Source organism: Paraburkholderia sp. Ac-20342, from assembly GCF_017104985.1.
Taxonomy (GTDB): Bacteria; Pseudomonadota; Gammaproteobacteria; order Burkholderiales; family Burkholderiaceae; genus Paraburkholderia.
The window spans coordinates 34,176-56,957 of the sequence record NZ_JAAGPQ010000033.1; the positions used below are offsets into that span (position 1 = coordinate 34,176).

General features: G+C 62.8%; 17 protein-coding genes and 1 tRNA gene. 11 read left to right on the forward strand and 7 right to left on the reverse strand.

Annotated features, from left to right (window positions below; genetic code table 11):
* Position 1 precedes the first annotated feature (1 nt).
* On the reverse strand, positions 2–1,141 hold the full coding sequence (locus tag G3N58_RS15655) for an efflux RND transporter periplasmic adaptor subunit (RefSeq protein WP_205999584.1): 1,140 nt from the start codon (positions 1,139–1,141) through the stop codon (positions 2–4).
* A gap of 68 nt (positions 1,142–1,209) precedes the next feature.
* Positions 1,210–2,721 (reverse strand): efflux transporter outer membrane subunit, encoded by a 1,512-nt coding sequence (locus tag G3N58_RS15660; protein ID WP_205999585.1) that lies wholly within the window; start codon positions 2,719–2,721, stop codon positions 1,210–1,212.
* A gap of 812 nt (positions 2,722–3,533) precedes the next feature.
* On the opposite strand from G3N58_RS15660, the gene G3N58_RS15665 reads away from it, so the two are divergent.
* The 7 genes from G3N58_RS15665 (at position 3,534) to G3N58_RS15695 (ending at position 10,980) form a co-directional block, all read left to right on the forward strand.
* Positions 3,534–4,559 (forward strand): hypothetical protein, encoded by a 1,026-nt coding sequence (locus G3N58_RS15665; protein WP_167042075.1) that lies wholly within the window; start codon positions 3,534–3,536, stop codon positions 4,557–4,559.
* Positions 4,560–4,739: 180 nt separating this feature from the next.
* Positions 4,740–6,935, forward strand: coding sequence for a TonB-dependent receptor (locus G3N58_RS15670; protein ID WP_205999586.1), 2,196 nt, complete (start codon positions 4,740–4,742; stop codon positions 6,933–6,935).
* 18 nt (positions 6,936–6,953) lie between these two features.
* Positions 6,954–7,643 (forward strand): MotA/TolQ/ExbB proton channel family protein, encoded by a 690-nt coding sequence (locus G3N58_RS15675; protein WP_167042079.1) that lies wholly within the window; start codon positions 6,954–6,956, stop codon positions 7,641–7,643.
* A complete protein-coding gene (locus G3N58_RS15680; protein WP_240158933.1) occupies positions 7,643–8,044 on the forward strand; it encodes a biopolymer transporter ExbD in 402 nt (133 codons plus the stop codon). Before G3N58_RS15675 ends, G3N58_RS15680 begins: the two co-directional genes overlap by 1 nt.
* A 1-nt stretch (position 8,045) precedes the next feature.
* Complete coding sequence (locus tag G3N58_RS15685; RefSeq protein WP_205999587.1) at positions 8,046–8,765, forward strand: TonB family protein; 720 nt, start codon at positions 8,046–8,048, stop codon at positions 8,763–8,765.
* 84 nt (positions 8,766–8,849) lie between these two features.
* The gene (locus G3N58_RS15690) at positions 8,850–9,569 is read left to right on the forward strand and encodes a response regulator transcription factor (RefSeq protein ID WP_167042082.1); all 720 of its coding nucleotides are present in this window, start codon (positions 8,850–8,852) and stop codon (positions 9,567–9,569) included.
* On the forward strand, positions 9,562–10,980 hold the full coding sequence (locus G3N58_RS15695) for a HAMP domain-containing sensor histidine kinase (protein ID WP_205999588.1): 1,419 nt from the start codon (positions 9,562–9,564) through the stop codon (positions 10,978–10,980). Before G3N58_RS15690 ends, G3N58_RS15695 begins: the two co-directional genes overlap by 8 nt.
* A gap of 187 nt (positions 10,981–11,167) precedes the next feature.
* Here G3N58_RS15695 and G3N58_RS15700 read toward each other — a convergent pair.
* Positions 11,168–11,243: transfer RNA gene (locus tag G3N58_RS15700), tRNA-Lys, on the reverse strand.
* Between the two features lie 203 nt (positions 11,244–11,446).
* Here G3N58_RS15700 and G3N58_RS15705 point away from each other — a divergent pair.
* Positions 11,447–11,851: a PaaI family thioesterase gene (locus G3N58_RS15705; protein ID WP_167042090.1), complete on the forward strand. Its 405-nt coding sequence runs from the start codon at positions 11,447–11,449 to the stop codon at positions 11,849–11,851.
* A 78-nt stretch (positions 11,852–11,929) separates the two neighbouring features.
* The gene (locus G3N58_RS15710) at positions 11,930–12,808 is read left to right on the forward strand and encodes a patatin-like phospholipase family protein (protein WP_167284501.1); all 879 of its coding nucleotides are present in this window, start codon (positions 11,930–11,932) and stop codon (positions 12,806–12,808) included.
* A gap of 110 nt (positions 12,809–12,918) precedes the next feature.
* Here G3N58_RS15710 and G3N58_RS15715 read toward each other — a convergent pair whose 3' ends face one another.
* Positions 12,919–13,932 (reverse strand): D-2-hydroxyacid dehydrogenase family protein, encoded by a 1,014-nt coding sequence (locus G3N58_RS15715; RefSeq protein WP_167042094.1) that lies wholly within the window; start codon positions 13,930–13,932, stop codon positions 12,919–12,921.
* 384 nt (positions 13,933–14,316) lie between these two features.
* On the opposite strand from G3N58_RS15715, the gene G3N58_RS15720 reads away from it, so the two are divergent.
* Positions 14,317–16,173, forward strand: a complete 1,857-nt coding sequence (locus G3N58_RS15720) for a phosphoenolpyruvate carboxykinase (GTP) (RefSeq protein WP_205999589.1) — start codon at positions 14,317–14,319, stop codon at positions 16,171–16,173.
* Between the two features lie 341 nt (positions 16,174–16,514).
* Positions 16,515–17,615: a LysR family transcriptional regulator gene (locus G3N58_RS15725; protein ID WP_167042098.1), complete on the forward strand. Its 1,101-nt coding sequence runs from the start codon at positions 16,515–16,517 to the stop codon at positions 17,613–17,615.
* A gap of 156 nt (positions 17,616–17,771) precedes the next feature.
* Here G3N58_RS15725 and G3N58_RS15730 read toward each other — a convergent pair whose 3' ends face one another.
* The 3 genes from G3N58_RS15730 to dprA form a co-directional block, all read right to left on the reverse strand.
* The gene (locus G3N58_RS15730) at positions 17,772–20,441 is read right to left on the reverse strand and encodes a DNA topoisomerase III (RefSeq protein ID WP_205988810.1); all 2,670 of its coding nucleotides are present in this window, start codon (positions 20,439–20,441) and stop codon (positions 17,772–17,774) included.
* A 296-nt stretch (positions 20,442–20,737) separates the two neighbouring features.
* Positions 20,738–21,115 carry a thioredoxin family protein gene (locus G3N58_RS15735; RefSeq protein WP_167042102.1) on the reverse strand — a complete coding sequence of 126 codons (378 nt, stop codon included), beginning with the start codon at positions 21,113–21,115 and terminating at the stop codon, positions 20,738–20,740.
* A gap of 101 nt (positions 21,116–21,216) precedes the next feature.
* The gene (dprA, locus tag G3N58_RS15740; protein ID WP_205999591.1) at positions 21,217–22,581 is read right to left on the reverse strand and encodes a DNA-processing protein DprA; all 1,365 of its coding nucleotides are present in this window, start codon (positions 22,579–22,581) and stop codon (positions 21,217–21,219) included.
* Between the last annotated feature and the right edge of the window lie 201 nt (positions 22,582–22,782).

A 22,782-nucleotide genomic window follows, 5' to 3' on the forward strand; every position in this document is an offset into this window, starting at 1 on the left:
CTTATTGAATGGAGGTGACAGAGGGGACGGCTGCGGGCTGCGCAGTCGTCGCGACGATGTTGGCAGCCGCCTGCGTGCCGGGATCGAGCCGGCTTTGTCCGTCGAACACGATCAGATCGGCGGTGTCGATACCGGCGTCGATCTCGGTCATGCCGTCGACGCTGTTGCCGGTTTTCACCGGTCTCAGTTGCGCCCGGCCGTTCTTATCGAGGACATAAAGCTGCGTGCCGGACTGACTGTTGACGATCGCGCGGTCCGGTACCGCAACACGCTGGCGGTCGGTGTGCAACAGGATCTGTGCATTCACCAGTTCGCCGGGCCACAGCTTGCGGTCCTGGTTGGTGAACGATGCCTTCAGCCTGATCTGGCCCGTCGTCGGATCGACGTGGCTGTCGATGAAGACCAGCGAGCCTTGCGCCAGAACGGCGTCGCCGGTACGCGGCGTGACGTTGACCGGCAACGCGCTGCCGGCCTGTTTCGCGAGCAGCTCGGGAAGCACGTCCTGCGGGACCGAGAACACCACCGTGATCGGTTCCATCTGGGTGACCGTCGCAATGCCGTTGGCATCGGTCGGATGGACCACCTGGCCGATGTCGGCTTCGCGCACACCGACACGCCCCGCGAACGGTGCGCGCAGCGTCGTGAAACCGAGCTGCAGCTGGTCGCTTTGCACCAGCGCCGCGTCGGCCGCGACCGTCGCGGCGAGCGATTCGACCTGGGCACGCGCGGTATCGACGCCTTGCGAGGTCGCCGCACCCATGCCGACAAGCTTGCTGTAGCGTTCGAGGTCGAGCCGCGCATTGTTCAGGCTCGCCTGGTCTTTGCGCTGCGCCGCTTCGGCCTGGTGGAGTTGCGCCGTCAGCGGCCCTTGGTCGAGTTGTGCGAGAAGCTGGCCGGCGCGGACGTCCTGGCCTTCGTTAAAGGCAATGCGCTGCACCTGCCCGTCGACACGGACCTTGACATCGACCGTGTTGAGCGCCTCGACCGTACCGACCGATGCGACCCTGATCGGGAAATCCATCAGCACCGCATGGCCGGCATCGACGGGCACCGCCGCAGCCGCGGCACTGGCCGCGTGTTTCGGCCACACCCACCAGGCCAGTACCAGCGCCAGCGCGACGCCACCGGTCCAGGCGAACAAAGGGCGGCGCGTGCGCCGCTGCGGCGACGCCAAGAAATCTTCCCGGAGGTTCATTAGGGGTTCGAAATTCAATGAGAGATGGAGGATGAAATTGCAGCCACAGGCGTGGGTGTATCGGTGGTCATTCCGGCACCGCCGCCGAAGGCCCGAAATACGCTCACCGATGCCTGCAAACGTTGCAGGAGTGCCTGCGCGAGCGCGTCCTGGGCTTGATAACGGGTCCGTTGTGCATCGAGCACGCTCAGGAAGTCGATCGTGCCGCCCCGGAATTGCGCCTCGGCGAGTGCCGCCGCTTGGGTCGCCGCGTCGGCAGCGGCGCGTTCCGCCGTTTCCGCCAAGGCGCCTTGCTGCTGCGCCGTCAGAGAATCCTCGACATCCTGCAAGGCGGAGACGACGGTCTGACGATAGTCGGCGGTCGCTTTCGCGAACCCGGCCTGATTCGCGTGCAACTGCCCGCGCAATGCGCCGCCATCCAGAAGCGGTGCAGCGAGCGTTGCCGCGAGACTGCTGAACGGGCTCGAGAGAAAACGCGTGAGCGTATTGCTGCTCAGGCCACCGTCCGCGGTCAGCACCAGATTCGGCAGGAAGGCCGCGCGCGCCGCGCCCACGCTGTAGTTTTGCGACTGCAACTGGGCTTCCTTCGAGCGGATATCCGGGCGCGTTTCGAGCAAGGTCGCCGGCAAATTCGGGAGCGGCTGCGGAATCGGAATATCGTCGATCTGTGCCGCGCCGAGCATGAACTGCTCGGGTGCCACGCCTTCCAGCGTGGCAAGCAGATGCATGCTTTGCTCGAGTTGCTGCAGCAGCGCGGGTATCGCGGCCTGGAACGTCGCCAGCGCATTGCGCTGCTGCTCGACCTGAAGTTGCGTTGCGACGCCGGCCTGCTGTTGGGCCAGCAGCAAGTCGAGAATATGCCTGGCATTACTCTCGATGGCATGCGCCAGGCTCAGCCGCTGCCGCAAGCTCTGGATCTGGAAATAGGTATCGGTAACCGACGCGGTCAACGTCAATGCCACGGTGTCGCGATCAAATTCGGAGGCCCGCGCGAGCAGCCGTGCGGCGTCGGCATTGGCCGAATTGAGTCCCCAGAAGTCGATCTCGTAGCTGGCTTCGGCAAACAGGCTCTGGCCATTGTTCGACGAATTCGGACTGGTGGGGCCGGAGGCGTTGGTGCGCTGGTGAGTACGAGCGAACGTGCCGCCTGCCGAGAGGGTCGGGTAGAGCGGCGCACCGGCCCTCTCGGCGTTGGCGCGGGCCAGGTTCACGCTCGCCACGGCCGAGGCGAGCGAAAAATTGTTCTGCAGGCTGCGTTCGACCAACTCGTTGAGTTGCGGGTCCTGATAGTTTCGCCACCATGCGCTCCTGACCGTGACCGCATCGGCAAGCGATGACCGGGCCGCGCCGTCCCAGCTTTGCGCCATCGGCGTGTCGGGACGCCGATAGGTCGGCACGAGCGTGCAAGCCGTCAGCAAACCCAGCAACAGCGGCGCCAAGGCATAGGCGGAAGACGCACGAATCCATCCCGGAAGGGAGCGGCGATGGGTACCACCAATGGGCACAACGGGGTGTTGCTCGGACATATCGATGCGTCTTCTGCTAACTGAATGTCGCGCGCGGAGTGAGCCGGTTCTGGCTGGTCTTTTGCGCAATGATAAAAATAGCCGCGGCGCCAGCGATGTGATGGCGAATATGAGCACGCAGTGGATTGACTACGCTGCGATCAAGGCTCAACTCGAATGGCAGGGGCGAGCTTTCGTTCGCTCATGTGAGCGGCAACAGATAGTGAGCCTGGGATGTGAATCTGTCGGGACTCGAAAATTACAAGATTGACAGAGCCGTTCTTCTGGAACAGGGGAGCAGTGAACGATCTGGTTAGTATGAAGAAAGCACTGAGGAAAGCGCTGAAGAAAGCGCTGAAGAAAGCGATGTGTCTGATCTTAACCACATAGGGCTTCTGATTAATTAGTTAGCCTGAAATTTCCTCTTTTTGGTTCCGGATCCCCATGCGAGCCACCGCGCCTGAAGTGTGGCGCGATGACCGGCGGCCGCCGTCATCCGGCGTCGGGGCACGGCACCCTTGCCCCGGTCTTTGCAAAAGAGTTCCGTCGAACTTGTAATTTTCGAGTCCCGACAGATTCACATGCAAAGCTCATGATCTGCCACGGTTATGTGAACGGACGGAAGTCGGCTCCTGGCGATTGCGTTGCGCTGCCGAACGCCTCATCGGTACTTGAGGCCGATCCAGAGCACTTTACGACGGGCACATTTTCAATCGGGATGCGGATACCGCGACAGGGCATGCCACGTCGGGATCCGTAAAACATTGCGCCGCGGCAGTCGACGATTCTGTCGCCCGTTGTGCGGCAGACAGATACGTTGCGAGATTAGTAAATTGAAACTCAATCAGGCTCTCAGTGGCACAGCAGTCGCGCTTACCTTCTTGTTGGGACCGGCAGTCCATGCCGCGACGCCCGACGAGCCGGTCAAGCTGATCAAGACTATTCCGCTGCCCGACATCAACGACGGCGATTTCGACCATTTTGCCGTCGACCTCAAGCGCAACCGCCTCTACGTCTCGGTGGAAAACCACCATTCGATCGACGTGTTCAACCTCAAGACCGGTGAGCATCTGATGAGCGGCGGCCCGGTCACCACGCCTCATTCGCTCGCTCTTAACGTCGAGAAAAACGAGCTGTTCGTGGCCGACGGCGGTGACAAGGCGGTCAAGGTTCTCGACGGGTCGGATCTGCACCTGATCAAGCGGATCGATATCGACGGCACACCGGATTCCGCCGGCTATGACCCGAAGACCCGGGATTTCTATCTCGTTGCCAGCGAGCCGGGCGAGCACCCTACTCATTCGACGATTCACATTATCTCGACCGAAGACCTCAAGACCAAGGGTGAGATCCCCATCGAGTCGGGCAGTCTTCATTCGCTGACGATCGACCAGGCCACCCGCCGCATGTTCGTGAATATCCGCGACAAGTCCACGATCGGCATCATCGATATGAACAGGAATGCCCTCGTGCAAACCTGGTCGGTACCGGGCCTCACGCTGAACACGCCGATGGCATTCGACGCCAAAAACCACCGGTTGTTCGTGGCCGACAAGAAGCCGGGCAAGCTGTTCGTTCTCAACTCCGACACCGGCGCGACGATCGCGACCTACGGCTGCGCGGAAGGGGGCGACGACATGACGTACGACGCACGGACGAAGCGCATCTATGTGAGCGCGGCCCAAGGCCTGACGGCCTATCAGCAGGACGACGCCGACCACTACCACGAAATTGCGCGGATCGATACGCACGGAGGCAAGACCTCGGTTCTCGTCCCGAGCCTGGATCAGCTTTATGTTCCGCATACCCGGACCTCGGCTCCCGAGGCCGGTCTCGAGATATACAAAGTCAAGGGTTGATCTCCCGTAACGCCTCAGTGCATCAAAGAGGCAGAAGGCGGGGGGAAGTTCCTCCCGCCGATCAGGATAGCTAAATTCATACGAATACCTGTCACCTGCGAATAATGCGTGGTTTTTAACATGGCACCCTCAATCAATTTCGGACCCCGATTCAGTACTGGAAAGCAAGGGCATAACAAGATGCAACAGCTACTTTCGCCGTTCCGCATGAAACCGTTGACGCAGTGCGTTCTGGCCGCACTGTGCATGTCCGGTATCCAGTTCGCTCATGCGCAGGAGGCGGGCGATCTCGGCTCCGTGCAGAGCACCGCCACATCGTCGTCGCCGGCCAATGCGCCGACCGGCTCGAAAAACGTGCAGACCGCGCCCGCGCAAGCGCCGACGCAAGGCTCGCTCACGGCCACCGAGCCGCAGTCGACGATCAGCCATCACTACATCCAGAACAGCACCGCGCCGACCGAGAACTACAGCGACATCATGAACATCGCGCCGAGCGTCTCGAGCATCTCGCCGAACGGTCCCGGCTTGATGGAGTCGCCCACCATGTCTATCCGCGGTTTTCAGGACGGGCAGTACAACGTGACGTTCGACGGGATACCGTTTGGCGATGCGAACAACTTCACGCATCACTCGACGTCGTTTTTCTCGTCGCAGGCGATTAACCGCCTCACCGTCGATCGTGGCCCGGGCGACGCTTCGCAAATCGGCTTCGCCACGTTCGGCGGCACGATCGCGATGGAGTCGTTGATCCCGTCGATGACCCCGTCGGCCGCTCTGCTCGGCACGTATGGCAGCTACAACACCTGGCTCGCCGGCGCCGAGCTCAACACGGGCGATCTGCAGCAGCTGGGCGACGCGCGCGCGACGTTCGGCTACACGCAAAGCAGCAGCGACGGTTATCTGACCGGCGCCTCCCAGCGTCGCGAGAACGCCTACTTCAAATTCGAGAAGCCGCTTGGCGACTCGACGGTGCTCACCCTGTTCGGCACCTATAACAAGATTCATCAGAACACGCCATATGGCTCCTCCGAGGCCCAGATTGCGGAGTTCGGCCCTAACTATGGCCTCTCCAGCAACCCGCTGAGCCAGGCGTATTCGGGCTATAACTACGACCTGGTCAATACGGACTTCGAGTACATCGGCGTCCAGACGAAGGTCGCGCAGTGGGCGATCGACAACAAGCTTTATACCTACGGGTACTACCACACCGGCTTCCAGGGTGTGTCGCCGAACAGCAGCTTGCCGTACAACGCATTTTCGACGAAGGGCCCGTACCTCCCCGCCGGCAACGTTGCCGGCCAGGAGCAGGAAAGCGACTACCGGGCCTGGGGCGACGTGGTGCGCGCGCAAAGAGACATCGGCCCCGGTTCGCTCGAGTTCGGCGCCTGGTTCGCTTACCAGACCAACTTCCGCGACCGGGTCGAAGCCAACGCCACCCAGAACTTCGCGTTCGTGGCGCCGATGTTTTCGATGACCAACACGCTGACCACTTTCCAGCCGTACATCCAGTACGCCTGGAAGCTGCCGTACGGCTTCACGGTCACCCCCGGCGTGAAATACGCGCTGTTCCGCCGCGACCTCTATTCGGCCATGAACCAGGGCTCGGGCCTGCCGGCCGACTACGGCCAGACCTGGACGAAGGTGCTGCCCTCGCTGCAGATCCACGAGAAGATCAATTCGAACTGGAGCGCCTACGCCCAGTATGCACAAGGCTTTCTCGCGCCCAATCTGAATACGTTCAACATTCCTAACCTGACGGCCAACAGCCAGCCTGACCCCCAGCGAACGGACAACTATCAGATCGGCACCACCTATAAGACCGACCGCCTGACGGCTTCCGTCGACCTGTACTACATCAAGTTCGCCAATGAAATCACGAGCGTGAACATCGGCGGCAACACGTTCTACTCGAATGCCGGCGCGGCGACCTACAAGGGCATCGAAACGGAAGCGACGTACTACGCGGGGCTCGGCTTCAGCCTGTACGGAAACCTGACGTTCAACTCGGCGAAGCAGCACAGCGACAACTCCTGGATGCCGTTCACGCCGAACAAGACAGCGGCAGCAGGCCTGCTCTATGAACGCGGACCGCTGACCGGCTCGTTGATCACGAAGTTCATCGGCCGGCAGTACGGCACCACGGGCAACCAGATCCCGATCGGCGGCTTTGCGCAGACCGATCTCTCCGTGGGCTACACGTTCAAGCCCGCCACATCGATGGTCCACGACGTGCGCGTCGGCCTGCAACTCGACAACCTCTTTAACCGCACGGGTATCAACGGGTTCTTCGGTTTCGGCGCAGACGCTGCCAAGACCCCGCTCTACTGGACGCAGGCCGGACGCTCGGTGTTCGGCACGGTTCAGGTCGATTTCTAATTTCAGGCGAACATATCCATGAACATCACTCAATTCACTCACTTCGCGAACGATTCGGGCGGCGTACTTTACGTCATCGTCTTCATGTTGTTCGTTGCACTGACCGTCATCATCGAGCGGCTGTCGTTCCTGCACCGCGCGATGGGCAGCACCCGGGCGGCGCTCGAGCGCATCGACACCCTGGGCGCGCTCGATACGTCGAAGCTCACGACTTGCGCGGCGCAATTCTCCGGTCTGCCGGTCGAACGCGTGCTGACCACTGCGGCCCACCTCGCGAACCGTGCGTCGCGCGAAGACCTCGACGCGTCACTCGAAGAGACGATCATGCGCGAAGCACCGCGCGTCGACCGCTTCCTGTGGGTGCTCGACACCGTCGTCACGCTGGCGCCGCTGCTCGGCCTGTTCGGCACCATCGTCGGCATGTTCAACGCGTTCCAGGTGCTGTCGAACCCGGGCAATGCGCCGACCCAGGTCACGGGCGGCGTCGCCGAGGCGTTGGTGGCGACGGCTTCGGGCCTGTTCGTGGCGATGATCGGCCTGGTGTTCTTCAATGGTCTGGAGAAACGCGTGCGCACGCTGATGCATCAACTCGAAACGCTGAAGGCCGCGCTGGTTAACCGGCTTACAGGCGTGCCGCGCGAGGTGCAGAAGGAAGTGCGCGAAGTGCCGGATGCCGGTGTCGTTAAACTCGCACCCCAAAGGACGTGATGATGAAGTACTTCGAAGCCCGCAAGGCGCGCATCGAGATCATCCCGATGATCGACATCATGTTCTTTCTACTGGTGTTCTTCATCATGATTACGCTGCACATGATTCCGAACGCAGGGCTGCGCACGCAGTTACCCGCAAGTTCGAGCACGCAGGAACTGCCGCCGGCGAAAGTGACGGTGACGTTGGCCGAAGACGGCACGCTATCGGTCGATGGCCGCACGATGGCGCTGGGCGAACTGACCGCCATGCTGCAGGCACGCCCCGATGCAGCGCACACGGCCGTGACGATCGTCGGTGCGAAGGGTGCCCGGATTCAGCAGCTCGTTTCGTTGATGGATGCCTGCCGCGCGGCCGGCATCTCGCAGATTTCCATGGCCACGCAACCCGCGTCGAAGTGATATGGCGACCGTACCCGAACTGAGCGTAACGTCGAGCAAGGCGCCTCGTGCGCACCTCGACCTCCATCGCGCCGTCCCCCTCGCGCTCCTCGTCGAGGCGTTAGTGCTGGCAGGCGCATTCGGACTGCTTGCGAAAAAGGCTCCACCACCGCCGCCGCCGCCCGCCGTCACGTTGCTGGCGCTCGCGCCGGTAGCGGCACCGGTGGCGCCGCCCGCGCCGGCACCCAAGCCGCCCGAGCCCGTGCCTGTCGCGAAGCCGATTGCGCCTCCACGGCACTCGCCCGTGCCCGTGCATCACGCTGCCCCGTTGCAGCCGGCGACTCCGGCTACCCCGCCGGCCCCGCCGCCGACTGCTCAGCCCAGCGAACCGGCTACCGATCCGGCACCTCCAGCGCCGCCGCCGCCACCGCCCGCACCGTCCGCGGGCGCGGTGAATCCGAGCTTCGATGCCGCGTTGCGGGCTGCGGTCCAATCCGCGTTGCGCTACCCGGAGTCTGCTCGCATGGCCGGCGTGAGCGGACGCACGCGCGTGGCTTTTACCTATCGCGATGGAGCGGTGTCGGATGTGCGGGTCGTCGTATCGAGCGGCGTCGGCCAGCTCGACCGCGCCGCGCTCGCGGCGGTACACGACGCCGCGTACCCCAAACCCGCACCTGAGCTCGCCGGCAAGACACTGTCGAAGCAACTGTGGGTGACGTTCGCTCTGGACGACGCGCAGTGAAATTGACTTGTTCGGTCGTTAGAATCACCCGGACATTTGCCCACGATTGTGACGAAAGCGGGCATCCGCGACGGTACGCCTTTCATGAATCCTGCTGCCAATAACCTATCTGGCCCCCATGTGCACGCGTCGCACATACTTGTTATCGAAGACGACAAGCCGACTTCCGACCAGATTACGCGCGCGCTCGAAGACTACGGCTTCTCGGTCGAACAGGCACTGACCGGCTGGCAAGGTCTGTCGCGGGCGCTCGCGCGGCGCTTCGATGCCATCGTGCTCGACATCATGCTGCCGGAAGTCGATGGTTTTTCCGTGTTGTCGACCTTGCGCAACCTCGGCCAACGTGTCCCGATCCTGCTGTTGAGCGCACTCGACGCGGTCGACACACGCGTGAAGGGTCTGCATGCCGGCGCGGACGATTATCTCGTGAAGCCATTTTATTTCGACGAACTGACGGCGCGTCTCAACGTGCTGCTACGCGGCCAGGCGGGCGGGCGCGACGACTCGACCCTGACGTTCGGCGACCTGACGCTCGACACGTTGACGGGCCACGCAACGCGGCGCGGCACCGTCATCAACCTCAAGCCGCGTGAAAGCAAGCTGCTCGCCTTTCTGATCCGGAATGCAGGAAACGTCGTCACGCGCAACATGCTGTTCGAGGCGGGCTGGAATTATCACGCGGATGTACAGAGCGACGTGATCGCCATCCATCTGACGCGCTTGCGTCGCAAGATCAGCCTCGACGGAAAGTTGCCGCAGCTGATTCACAACGTGCACGGCGCCGGGTGGGTTCTGCATGTATAAGCTGCGTTTGCTGTTTCGCCAGCCTTCGCCCTGGCTGTTGTTCTGCCTGCAGGTCGTGATTGCGATCGGCCTCTTTTCGCTCCTGTGCTGGGTCACCATTCGGCATTCGATTGGCGAGATCGATGAGCATCTCTTTCTGAAAGTGGAGCAAATCCAGCATTTGCCGACGAACGAGATCCCGGCGCGTATTGCGATGTACACGTCGGAAGACCCGGAGAACAGACGGCCATTCGGCTATTTCGGCCCACACGGCGAGCATCTCGTCGGCGCCTTCGAGACGTTGCCGGGCGAGGTCGACGGCAAGCCGTTCGATTACATTGCGACCCTCGGGCACCATGCCGGCGCGGTGCAACGCCACTATCGCGGCGTCGTGGTGCGTTTGCCGTCCGGCGGCATTTTTGTCACCGCACGATCGACTGATGGAGAGAGGCACTTCGACAAGGTGTTGCTGCTGATCGCGGGGGGCAGTCTTGTCTTTACACTCGTCATCGGCATGGTCAGCGGTACGCTTCTGAACGCCGTGGCAGCCCGCCGCTTGCGCGATGTACGCCGGGCGACCCAGCGGATCGCGTCGGGCCGGCTCGATCATCGCCTGCCGCTGTCGGGCAGTGGGGACGACATCGACAAGATTACGGCCGTGGTGAATTCGATGCTCGACGAAGTCGAACGTCTGATTAGAGACATACAAGGCATCTGCGCCGGTATCGCACACGAAGTGCGCACGCCGATGACGCGCATGCGAGGCACTCTCGAAAGCACGCGCCGGCGCATCATGAGCGTCACCGAATACGAGCAGGTGATCGACACCGCACTCCAGCAGTCCGACATTGTCATGACGCGCTTCTCCGCTCTCCTGCGAATGGCGCAGATAGGCGAAGCCGCGGGCCTCGCCAGGAAGGGCCCGCTGAACTTGCAAGATGTCCTGAATGATGTCATCGACTTCTACGAAGCTCCCGCCGAGGACCTTTCAATTACGCTTGAGCTGTTGCCGTGCGTGCCGGTGATCGTCAACGGAGAGGCAGACCTGCTGTTTAGCGCATTCGGCAACCTGGTCGAGAACGCGCTGAAATTCACGCCGCCGGGCGGAGCCATCACCGTGGCGCTGCATCAGCGAGATGGCAAGGTAACCATCGAAGTCAGGGATACGGGCCCCGGCATTCCGGTTGCCGAACGAGACCTGGTGTTCCAGCCGTTCTATCGCGCTGAGCACCAGACCGGTACGACAACCGCCGGCAGTGGGATCGGACTGAGCCTCGTTGCGGCGATTGCGCGGCTGCATAACGCGCACGTCAGCGTTCGCGAGGGCGGCCCTGGGTGTTGTATCTCGATAGTGTTTGAGTCTGAGATGCCTGTTCGTCCGACGGGCGCATCGCGTGAGCCGGTCGATTCGGTGAAGGCGCGTTTCGCGTGACCTGGCAGGTCGCGTTCATGCGCGGGCGGTGGTGGGGAGATAGAGGAGAGGGTGGCGCGAGAGCGGGCGATGGACGCCTGACGGATGGCGAAATTCTGTCTGCAACAATCCTCAATATCTCGCGGTAAATACCCATGAAGAAATGAAAAAGCCCGGTCAGCTTTCGCTGACCGGGCTTCGTAATTCTTGGTGGGGCGTGAGTGACTCGAACACTCGACCTACGGATTAAGAGTCCGCTGCTCTACCAACTGAGCTAACGCCCCAAACAGAAGCGAGATTATGCAGTAACTTTTTGAGATTGCCAAGCCCTTTTCGCAAATTTATTAAGAAATCACATCGCGTGGGCTGGAGTCTTCCCTCGACAAAGCCGCTGCCTTGAAAACATCGTGGCGTCGGGGCGTCCCGGTATCATGTCGCGGACACCTCGCCGCGCGATGCGTCGTGCGGCTTTCGACCGGGGATTGCCATGAATGAGAAAGAGATTGCCGAGCTGCTCGACCGGGTCCTCGCGCCTTGGGTCCGCGCGCTGACGCTGACGCCAGTCAAGGCCGACGAGGAAAGTGCGACGCTGCGTCTGCCGTTTTCCGGTGAATGGCGTCACTCGGGCGGCATTATCAGCGGCCAGGTGTTCATGGCAGCCGCCGATACCGCGATGATCGTCGCGATTACCGCCGCGCTCGGCGGCTTCAGGCCGATGACCACGGTGTCGCTGAACATCAGCTTCATGCGCGCGGTTCGCAAAGGCGACGTGCTGATCGAGGCGCGCGTGCTCCGCATGGGCCGCAATCTCGTGTTCGGCGAAGTCGAGCTGTTCGACGAAAGCGGCAATATGGCCGTCCACGCGACCACGACTTACGCGTTGCTCGACTGAAAGCCCGGACGAAGCGCGTCACTCCTCGCCATACATAAACGGGCAGCAGAAATAGCAGAAACAGCAAGGAAAAGCAGGATGTTCGATCAGGTCGTATTCGCCGGCGGCGGCAACCGCTGCTGGTGGCAGGCGGGTTTCTGGGATGTCGTGCAGCCGCAGTTCGACATTCGTCCGCGCGTGATCGCCGGCATTTCGGCCGGCGCCGCCACCGCCTGCATGCTTTACACGCGCGACGATTCCGAGTGGGTCATGCGCTATTACGAAGACGCGCTGCGCCACAACACGCGCAATGCGCACTGGGGCAATCTGCTGCGCGGCGAGTCGGTGTTTCCGCATTACCGCATCTACCGTCAGGCGCTGCTCGATATCTGCGGCGAAAAATTTTCGAAGCTCGCGCATGCGCCGGAGATTCGCATCGGCGTGTCGCATCTGCCGCGCTGGCTCGGCGCGAGGAGCGCGGTCGCCGCGGGGCTGATCGCGTACAACATCGAGAAATACGTGCGCAAGACCTTGCATCCCACGTTGGGACAGACGCTCGGCTTTCATCCGGAATTCGTGCGCGCGCAGGATTGCGCGAGCGTCGAGGATCTCGCGGATCTGATCCTGCAATCATCGAGTACGCCGCCGTTCACGCCGGTTCTGCGCCGCAACGGCCGGCCGGTGCTGGACGGCGGCATGGTCGACAACGTGCCGGTCGGCGCGCTCGACGCCGATGTGCCGGGCAACGTGCTCGTGATGGTCACGCGTCTTTATCCGCGGCCGCAGATGTTCGTCGTGCCGCATGGCGTGCAGCAGCGGCTCTATGTGCAGCCGTCGCGCAAGGTGCCGATTTCGAGCTGGGATTACACGAGTCCTTCGCAGATGGTCCACGCGTACAACCTCGGGCGCGCCGATGGCGAGGTCTTCCTCGAACGCATGCCTGCCTTGATGGAAGCGGGGGCGCACGAAGTGCGCTGAGCGAGGCGGGCGCCGCGCCCGCAAGTCGCGCGCTTCCGGCCGCGCGCGGCGCATGAGCCGGACGCCGAGCCGTGGCCCGGCATCCGCACTTATACGGCTACCTGCCTCGCTTACCGTCGACGCCCGCCCTGCAGCGCTTCAGGATTCGCCACGTTCGCGGTATCGCCGGAATCGAACGCGAGAATGTTCTTGAACGCGGCGCCGAAATACAGCTCGTAGCTCTCGCGCTCCACATACCCGATGTGCGGCGTGCAGATCACGTTCTCCATGCGCAGCAGGCTGTAGCCCTGCAGGATCGGCTCGCTTTCGTACACGTCGATCGCGACCATGCCCGGACGGTTGTGCGACAGCGCGCTCAGGAGCGCGTTTTCCTCGAGCAGTTCGGCCCGGCTCGTGTTGACGAGCAGCGCGGTCGGCTTCATGCGCATCAGGTCGTCCTGCTTGACGATGCCGCGCGTGTCGTCGTGCAGGCGCAGATGCAGCGACAGCACGTCGCTATTCTCGAACAGCGCCTCGCGGCTTTCGGCGACGCCATAGCCGTCGGCGCGCGCGGCTTCGCGCGAGTGCTCGCGGCCCCAGACCAGCACGTTCATGCCGAATGCCTTGCCGTAGCCGGCGACCAGCCGGCCGATCTTGCCGTAGCCCCAGATGCCGAGTGTCTGCCCGCGCAGCACCTGGCCGAGACCGAAGTTCGGCGGCAGCGCGGACGTCTTCAGCCCCGACTGCTGCCAGGCGCCCTGCTTAAGGTTTGCTACGTATTGCGGAATACGGCGCTGGGCGGCCATGATGAGTGCCCACGTCAGTTCGGCCGGCGCGTACGGCGAGCCGCTGCCCTCGAGCACGGCGATGCCGCGCTCGGTACAGGCCGCGAGGTCGATGTGGCCCGCTACCTTGCCGGTTTGGCTGATCATGCGCAAACGCGGCAATTTGTCGAGCAGTTGCGAGGTGATGCGGGTGCGTTCGCGAATCAGGACGAGCGCGTCGACTTCGGTTAGCCGGCTCGCCAGCTGACCGAGACCGCGTACCGTGTTGTTGAAAACTTTGACTTCGTGATCGGCCAACAATTGAAAGCAGTCGAGCTTGCGGACGGCGTCCTGATAATCGTCGAGGATGGCAATCTTCATGGTATGTAATTTGCTGCGCACCTCGTTGGTGCGAATGGAGTGTTATGCTGACTGCCCCGGCGTGTGAGTTAGGTCACATGCCGGTCTGGCTGGATGCCTTACCGTAGAAATCGCCGCGAAAAGAACGGCTACGCTACGCGAAGGCGAATTGAGAACGTTTTTACAGTTTGTTGCGTGTTGAGGCAAGCCGCTTTACACAAGGTTGCAGAAGCCTTGTCGGCAAGGTGTCTCCGCCTGGCAAGCTGTGTGGCCCAGGACGATCTGCGCAATCTTGCGCCGGGAGTGCAATCGATACACACCGGCGCGATGAGTTAAATGCCTCTCGCATGCAGCGTCGCCGGGCTTGTACCGTTTTTCTATTGCTTTCAAAACGGAGACAGGTCGATGAATCATCCCTCGTTCGAAGGGCTGCCCACTATCGAGGCACCCACATGGGTCAAGCACCGCAAGCTGATCGACTGGGTTCAGCGGATCGCCGCGCTGACCAAACCCGAGAAGATCGTCTGGTGCGACGGCTCGCAGGAAGAATATGACCGGCTGTGCGCGCAGATGGTCGAAGCCGGCACCCTCAGGAAGCTCAATCCCGCCAAACGTCCCAATTCCTATCTGGCGTGTTCCGATCCGTCCGACGTCGCGCGCGTCGAGGATCGCACCTTCATCTGCTCGCAGCGCGCCGAAGACGCCGGCCCCACCAACAACTGGATTGCCCCGGCCGAGATGCGCTCGACGCTCGACGGCCTGTTCGACGGCTCGATGCGCGGCCGTACGATGTACGTGGTGCCGTTCTCGATGGGCCCGCTCGGCTCGCCGATCGCGCACATCGGCGTCGAACTGAGCGACAGCCCATATGTCGTGACCAACATGCGCATCATGACGCGCATGGGCCGCAAGGTGTACGACGTGCTCGGCGAGGACGGCGAGTTCGTGCCGTGCGTGCATTCGGTCGGCGCGCCGCTCGCGACGAGCGGGCAGGACGTGCCGTGGCCGTGCAACAAGACCAAGTACATCGTGCATTTCCCCGAATCGCGCGAAATCTGGAGTTTCGGTTCGGGCTACGGCGGCAACGCGCTGCTCGGCAAGAAGTGCTTCGCGCTGCGCATCGCGTCGACGATGGGCCGCGACGAGGGCTGGCTCGCGGAACACATGCTGATTCTCGGCGTGACGTCGCCGGAAGGGCGCAAGCATCACGTCGCGGCGGCGTTCCCGTCGGCGTGCGGCAAGACCAACTTTGCGATGCTGATTCCGCCGGCTGGCCTGAACGGCTGGAAAATCTCCACGATCGGCGACGATATTGCCTGGATCAAGCCGGGTAAGGACGGCCGTCTCTACGCGATCAACCCGGAAGCCGGCTACTTCGGCGTGGCGCCGGGCACGAGCGAGAAGACCAACTACAACGCGCTCGCCACGCTGAAGGAAAACGTGATCTTCACGAACGTCGCACTGACCGACGACGGCGACGTCTGGTGGGAAGGCATGACCGACGAGCCGCCCGCGCATCTGATCGACTGGCAGGGCAAGGACTGGACGCCGGCCGAGGCGAAGGAAACCGGCCGCAAGGCCGCGCATCCGAACGCGCGCTTCACGGCGCCGGCGTCGCAGTGTCCGTCGATCGATGCCGATTGGGAAAACCCGGCCGGCGTCGCGATCGACGCGTTCATCTTCGGCGGCCGCCGTTCGACCACCGTGCCGCTCGTCACCGAAGCGCGCAACTGGGTCGAGGGCGTCTACATGGCGGCGACGATGGGCTCCGAAACGACCGCCGCCGCGGCCGGCCAGCAGGGCGTGGTGCGGCGCGATCCGTTCGCGATGCTGCCGTTCTGCGGCTACAACATGAGCGACTATTTCGGTCACTGGCTGAAGACCGGCGAGCGTTTGCAGCAGTTGAGCGCGAAGCTGCCGAAAATCTTCTGCGTGAACTGGTTCCGCAAAGGTGCGGACGGCAAGTTCGTCTGGCCGGGCTTCGGCGAGAACATGCGCGTGCTGAGCTGGATGGTCGGCCGCATCGAAGGCACGGCGCAGGGTGAGGAGCACGCGTTCGGCGTGTCGCCGCACTACGAGGACATCGACTGGAGCGGTCTGAACTTCAGCCGCGAACAGTTCGAACAGGTGATTTCCGTCGACGACGCAGCCTGGCGCGACGAACTCGCACTGCACGCCGAGCTCTTTGACACGCTGCAGCAAGGTCTGCCGCCGGCTCTGGCGGAAGCCAAGCGCGCACTCGAAGAAAAGCTCACCACCTGATCATGTGAGTGTTCACTTCGCATGGAAGGCCGCCTTCGGGCGGCTTTTCTTTTTTGGGGTGCCCTTATCTCCATATTTTCGGATTCAGCAATGCCGGGATGACCTTTGCGTCTGTTCGAACAAAAAAGACAGTGCAAGCTGCGGCGCAGCAGATTGTTTCAATTTTCAGAATAGTTTGCGACCGAGCCCTGCTTTAGAGGGTATGGTCGTACCAAAATTGACAATATTTCGAGTTCCGACAGCAACTTCTGCACGAATTTGCGAGTCGTAGGAGAATTCCAAGTTCGCTTCACTGGTTTTCACTAATTGTCAGGAAGCAGTAACACGGTAGGAGTTGTCTTATGGACCATTTGCAGTCGATGCGAGTTTTCGTCAAGGTGGCGGATCTCGGCAGTTTTGCCCGCGCTGCGAGCGCAATGGATATTTCCAACGCGGTCGCCACCCGTCACGTTGCCGACCTCGAAGGCCGGCTCGGTACACGGCTGCTCAATCGCACAACCCGCAGCTTGTCGCTGACCGAATCCGGTCAGGTCTATCTCGAGCGCGCCCGTCAGATCCTCGACGAACTGGAAGACGTCGAACAGATGGTGGTGGCGCGCAATCACGAACCCGTCGGCACGCTACGCATCGTCGCACCGGTCGTGTTCGGGCTGCATAACCTCGCGCCCGTGCTGCAAACGTACGCGGAGCGCTACCCGAAGGTGATCCCCGATGTCACGCTGGTCGACCGTCAGGTCGATCTCGTCGAAGAAGGCTTTGACGTCGGCGTCGTGATCGCGCGGCAGATGCGCAGCGCGAGCATCGTCACGCGGCGCCTCACCACGGGCTGCATGACCGTCTGCGCGACGCCGGCCTATCTGGAGAAGCACGGCATGCCGACGCGGCCCGAGCATCTGCTCGAGCATCCGTGCCTGAGCCTGCCGTCCGAATATTGGGGCGACGAACGCGTGTTTACCGGACCGGACGGTGAGGTCCGCGTGCGCCCGTCCAACGTGATCGTCGCGAACAACACGGAAATGCTGCGGCAGTTTGCGCTGCTCGGCATGGGCATCGCGATTCTGCCGAGCTATCTGATCGGCCGCGACATGACGCGCGGCAGGCTCGTGCGTCTGCTCGGCGACTACCGCCTGCCGCAGGTCGAAATCAACATTGCGTATCCGAGCCGCCGCCATTTGCCGGCCAAGGTGCGTACGTTCATCGACCATCTGGTCGAGCATTTCAGCCAGACGCCGAATAGCGTGCTCGGCGAGCAGTGGATCAAGGATGGCCAGGAGCAGCCTGCGACATCGGCAATGTTCGATTCCACCGAGCCTCGCGCACCGGAAGCATTTGATGGTGCCGAGCCGCTTTCGCGGCTGCTCGATAGCGAGTTGTCGCCGGTGGCAAAAACGCTGACGAAGACGACCAGCCGAGCCCGGCCGACGGCATTGTCGCCGCTGTAAGCAGAAGTTAGCGGCAACGCGGGCCGCGCATTAAAAAGGCGCAGTCACTTTACGTGACTGCGCCTTTTTTTATCGACGGCGGCGGATGAAGCCGATGCTGGCAAGCGATGCGCCATCCTGCTGCGAATGACACCTGCCAGCCAGGCTGGGCCTGCCTTACGAGCCGGTTTTCCGCGCTGCGGCCTTCTTTGCCGGCGCTTTCTTTGCCGCCGCGGTCCTGGTGGCCGGAGTCTTTCTGGCCGCCACCTTCTTCGCCGCCGGCTCTGCCTTCACGACCACGGCCGTATCGCCTTCGTCCGCTTCCGGTGCCGCTTTCGCCGCCGACCTGGCCGCCGTGGTCTTGGCCGCCGCGGTTTTCCCTGCAGCCGGTTCCTTCTTCTCGAATTCGAAGCCGATCTTGCCGTCGCTCTGCTTGACGAGGAACGCCTTGAAGTTACGGCCCGTACGCGACGACTTGAAGTTCGTCAGCAGGTCCGTGCGACCTTCTTCGAGGAGCTTGGCCATCTGCTCGCGGGCAATTTCCTGTTGCAGGATGACCTTGCCGGAGCGGAAATCGCACGTTTTCGGATTGGCGACCGAGTTCTCGCAGACGTAGCTCATACCGTGTTCGAACACGCGCCCGCTGCACTTCGGACACGCGCCGACCGGCTGCTGATCGGAGAAGTCAGGCGGTTCGCCGTCTTCGCCGGCCGCATCTTGGCCGAAGTCGAACTCGAGCTTGTAGTTCTTGATCTCGTCGTCGAGCGTCAGTTTCAGGATTGCCGAGAACGGCCGGCCCATCTTGCTGCGGAAACCCGACAGCGGCCCGATCGTCTTGTTCTGCAGCAACTCCTCGACTTCCGCGATTTCGAACTGGCGCCCACCCGGAATCTTCGAGATCGAGAACTCGCACTTCGAGCACGCGAAACGCCGGTAGTTTTCCTTCACCAGGCCGCCGCAATTCGGGCAAGGTGTCTGCAACGTCGCGTAATCACCCGGGATCGTGTCGGAATCGTATTCCTTCGCCCGCTTGACGATAGTTTGCGTCATGCGCGCGATTTCCTGCATGAACGCGTCGCGCGGCAGGTTGCCGCGCTCCATTTGCGAGAGCTTGTATTCCCATTCGCCGGTCAGTTCCGGCGCGGTCAGTTCCTTCACACCGAGGCCACGCAGCAGCGTCATCAGCTGGAAGGCCTTGGCGGCCGGAATCAGATCGCGGCCTTCGCGGATCAGGTATTTCTCGGTCAGCAGACCTTCGATGATCGCCGCGCGCGTCGCCGGCGTGCCGAGACCCTTGGCCGCCATCGCTTCGCGCAGTTCGTCGTCTTCGACGAGCTTGCCCGCGCCTTCCATCGCCGAGAGCAGCGTCGCTTCGTTGTAGCGTGCGGGCGGCTTCGTGACCAGTTGCTGCGCGGCGATCTTGTCGGTCTTGACCTTCTCGTCCTTTTGCACCGGCACGAGGTTCGCGTCGTCGCCGCTGGTTTCACGGCCGTAGATTTGCAGCCAGCCCGGCTCGACGAGCACCTTGCCTTCGGTCTTGAAATGATGACCGACCACTTCGGTGATACGCGTCGTGACCCGATACTCGGCGGCCGGGAAGAACACGGAGAGGAAGCGCTTCACGACGAGGTCGTAGAGCTTCTGCTCCGGTTCGGACAGGTTCTTCGGTGCCTGCAGCGTCGGGATGATGGCGAAGTGATCGCTGATCTTCGAGTTGTCGAAGATGCGCTTGTTCGGCTTCACCCAGCCCTTGTCGAGCACCTGTTTTGCGAACGGCAGGTAGTTGTTGCTCTCCTTGAGCATGCCGAGCGTCTGCTTGACCGTATCCAGATAGTCTTCCGGCAGCGCGCGCGCGTCGGTTCGCGGATAGGTCAGCACCTTGTGCTTTTCGTACAGCGCCTGAGCGAGACCCAGCGTGTTCTTCGCCGAAAAGCCGAAGCGGCCGTTGGCTTCGCGCTGCAGGCTGGTCAGGTCGAAGAGGGCGGGCGAGAGCTGGGTGGACGGCTTCGACTCCTCGGTCACCGTGCCGAGCTGGCCGCGGCAGGCTGCGACGATCGTCTCGGCCGCGGGTAGCGCCCAGAGGCGCGAATCGCGCTTTTCGGGGTCGAATTCGTCGCGCTTGAATTTCGGATCGAACCAGCGGCCTTCGTAGAAGCCGGCCGCGCAGACGAACTCCGCCTTCACTTCCCAGTAATCGCGTGGCACGAAGCGGCGAATCTTCTCTTCGCGCTCGACCACGATCGACAGCGTCGGCGTCTGCACGCGCCCGACCGTGGTCAGGAAGAAGCCGCCGCCCTTGCTGTTGAACGCGGTCATCGCGCGCGTGCCGTTGATGCCGACGAGCCAGTCCGCCTCCGAGCGGCAACGCGCGGCGTCGGCGAGCGGCTGCATCTCTTCGTCGCTGCGCAGACGCGCGAAGCCGTCGCGAATCGAGCCGGCCGTCATCGATTGCAGCCACAGCCGTTGCACCGGCTGCCTGGCTTTCGCGTGTTGCGCGATCAGGCGGAAAATCAGCTCGCCCTCGCGCCCCGCGTCGCATGCGTTGATCAGACGGTCGACGTCCTTGCGCTTCATCAGCTTGGTCAGCACCTTCAGGCGCGATTCGCTTTTTGCGATCGGATTCAGATCGAAATGCGGGGGAATGACGGGCAGATTGGCGAAACTCCACTTGCCGCGCTTGACCTCGTATTCGTCGGGCGCGGCGATTTCCAGCAGGTGGCCCACTGCCGAGGAAAGGACGTAGTCGTCGCTTTCGTAGTACTCGTCATGCTTGGTAAAGCCGCCCAAAGCGCGCGCGATGTCGTTCGCGACAGAAGGTTTTTCGGCGATGATCAGTGCTTTGGACATGACTCGATGTGAGGTTGGTAGATCCGGGTTGGTGGCCTTGAGCGCGCCAAATTAGCGCGCGACGCTCGTCTGTGCCCTTTTGCGACCCATTAACGACCGCTTTATAGCACAAGGCGCGAACCCGGCGTGTCAAGTGCCATGAAAGCGCGCCATCATAATTGCGCGCCTTGCGATTGGGCAAGCCGCGGCGAACGCCGGGTGTTCACTGTGGCTGCGGCGCGTCGGCGGCGCGGCGCAACGCCCGCGCCATCGGTTTGGCGGCCTTTGCGCCGCCCTGTCGCGCGGCGCAAAACTGCTCAGGCGACTGCCAGCGCGGGCCGCAGCTTGGGGGCGCCGGTCACGCCGGGCAGCGCCGTCAGGTCCGACAGCATCCGCTCGACGATCGATACCTGTGGCAAAACCGTACCGAAGAAGCGCGTCGTAACCGAGTCTTCGATCAGAATGGTCGGAAAATTTTCGACGTCCAGATCGTCGAAGCGATCCGCATGGGTTTCGATGTCGATCCAGGCGAAACAGACTTCCGGGTGCCGCTCGGCCAACTGGTTGAAAGCGTCCCGGTACTCGCGACACGTTCCGCACCACTCCGCGCAGAGGCAGGCAACGAACAGCGTGTCGGGTTCGTTGACGCGCTCGGCAATCCGGTCCTGGTCGGTGTCGAGGTTCAGCGCGGGCATGAGGTGGTTTCCTTGGCGTTAGATCGGGTGCTTTGGCGCGAATGTAGCATGGCCGCTCCCAAAGGGTGGGCCGCGCCGCTCGGCGCAAGGCCTGTTGCGGGTCAGCCACGATGGGCACGCATGAAGCGGCCGCCGGGCAGCAGCGTTACCTCGCCGGCGAGTTCGAGTTGCAACAGGGTGGTTTGCAAGGCGGCGTCTCCCATCTCGGTGCGGGCGGCAAGAATTTCAAGCGTGGTCGGCGCATGGCCGAGCGCGGCGAGCAGGCGTTGGGCTTCGGGGGCGAGCGGCTTCGGCGAGGGAGCGGGCGCAGGCGGGTTCGCAAAGGCGACCGTGGCGGATGCGGTCGTGCCCGCCGGTTTGGCCGTTACGGATTCCAGCGGGAGTTTGACGGCAGAGGCTGTCTCAGCGGATATCGTCGCCGCCGCATGGCCTTGCGTCGTTGCGAGCGCGCGCCGACTATCGCGTTCGCCTGCGTAAGCAGACTCCGGCGCTGATGAAACGCACGAACCGGCATCGCGGTCGAGCGAAACGGTTTGCCTCGCTGGCCGGCCAGCCCGCACTTCCGGGCGCCGGACAAACCCCAGTTCCTCCAGCACTTCGTCCGGCGTTTCGACCAGCCTCGCGCCCTGCTTGATGATCCGGTGACAGCCGCGCGACAGCGGCGCGTGAATCGATCCGGGCAACGCGAAGATGTCGCGTCCCATTTCATTGGCGAGCCGCGCGGTGATCAACGAACCGGAGCGCATCGCCGCCTCGACGATCACGACCCCGCTGACGAGCCCCGCGATCAGGCGATTGCGTTGCGGAAAGTTAGCGGCGCGCGCCGGCGTGCCGAGCGGCCATTCCGAAACGATCACGCCCTGCACCGCAATCTGGCGCGCGAGCGCATGGTGTGCGGCCGGATACACGAGGTCCGCTCCGGTGCCGATCACCGCGACCGTTCCGCCGATGCCTTCGAGGCCGCCCCGATGCGCGGCGCCATCGATGCCGAGCGCGAGTCCCGACACGACGGTCACGCCCGCCGCCGAGAGTTCGCGCGCGAACCGCTGCGCATCCTCGACACCCTGCGGCGTCGCGCTGCGGCTACCCACCAGCGCCACCGCTCTCGTATGCAGCAGATCGAGCCGGCCCTTTATATATAGCAGCGGCGGCGGATCGGGCATCGTCAGCAGCGCGGGCGGATAGGCGGGGTCGTCGAGTGTCACGATCTGATTGCCGGGCGACTCACGCCATGCGAGCAGTGCGTCGAGTTGCGCCTCGAAGGCCGGTGCCGGCGGCGCCAGCACGGCACGCGCCGCGGCTTCACCGGCGACTTCGGCGAGCGCTTCCGGCGACTGGGCGAAAATCGCTTCAGGCAGCCCGAAAGCGCCCAGCATGAGGCGCAAAGCGTCGGGCTTCAACCCCGGCGCGAGCGATAGCCGCAGCCACGCGGCAAGTTCCATACGGCTGGCGGACAAAGTGTGCATGCAGGGGCGTTCCTTTCGCTGGGCCTGCGGGTAGGCAGGCGCCATGCTAAAATTTTCATCATCCGAAATAAACCGCGAATAATCGCGGCGCCGCGCCCACCCGCGCGGGTTCGTCGTCCGGCGCACGGGGCGTGTTGAATCGAGCCGGTTCGACACCATCATCCTCTGCGTATTGCGACGGGCTCACAACCTGGCCGAATG